Source organism: Variovorax sp. Soil_C_17 (assembly GCF_057657265.1).
Genome location: NZ_JBDGIT010000043.1, coordinates 1 through 920, shown reverse-complemented (window position 1 = coordinate 920; position 920 = coordinate 1). Strand labels below are relative to the sequence as shown.

Below are 920 nucleotides of genomic sequence, written 5' to 3'. Positions count from 1 at the left end.
TATTGATCCGGCAATCATCATCTTGAAAATTCGGAATGCGCCATCATCTGGGTGTGATGCAAGCAACCGACATGAGATCGTTGTCGCGCGAAGCGCGGCATGAAAGGCGCGTGCAGGTGATTCGCCTGCGCAAGGCGGGTCGTACGTACGACGAAATTGCGGCGCAGACGGGCCTGAGCCGTACAGGCGTTTTCGATATCTGCAAGCGCCACGAGGCAGCCGGTGCCAAGGCGCTGCAGGATGCGCCCGGTGGCCGCAGGCTGGGCGAAGGGCGACGCCTTGACGCGGCCCAGGAAGCGGCGGTGCGAAAGCTCATCACGGACAAGACGCCCGATCAGCTGAAGATGCCGTATGCGTTGTGGACGCGTGCGGCGGTGGGCCAGCTCATCGAGCAGCGCTTTGGGATCCGCTTGCCCGTGCGCACGATGGGGCTGTACCTGGCACGCTGGGGCTTCACGCCGCAGAAGCCCATGAAGAAGGCCTATGAGCAGTCGCCTGCGGCGGTGCAGAAGTGGCTCGAGGAGGAGTACCCCGTGATCGCCGCGTGCGCCAAGGTCGAGGGCGCCGAGATCCACTGGGGCGACGAAACCGGGCTGCGCAGCGACGACGTGCGCGGGCGCAGCTATGCGCCCAAGGGCGAGACGCCGGTGGTGCGGGTGAACAGCAAACGCCATGGCCTGTCGGTCATCTCCACGGTCACCAACAAGGGGCAGATGCGCTGGAAGGCCTTCGACGGGGCGCTCAACTCCGACATCCTGATTGATTTCCTGCGCCGACTCATCAAGGACGCGGGACGCAAGGTCTACCTCATCCTGGACAACCTGCGGGTGCACCACAGCAAGCCCGTGAAGGCGTGGCTTGCCGAGCACAAGCACGAGATCGAGGTGTTCTACCTGCCGAGCTACAGCCCGGAGCTCAAC

The 920-nt window shown here is 64.1% G+C and carries 1 protein-coding gene; it reads left to right on the top strand.

Features of this window, described 5'->3' with window-relative positions:
- Nucleotides 1-56 precede the first annotated feature (56 nt).
- Nucleotides 57-920: IS630 family transposase (locus AC3A6Y_RS34935; RefSeq protein WP_487872782.1), on the top strand; the 864-nt coding region annotated here is incomplete at its 3' end.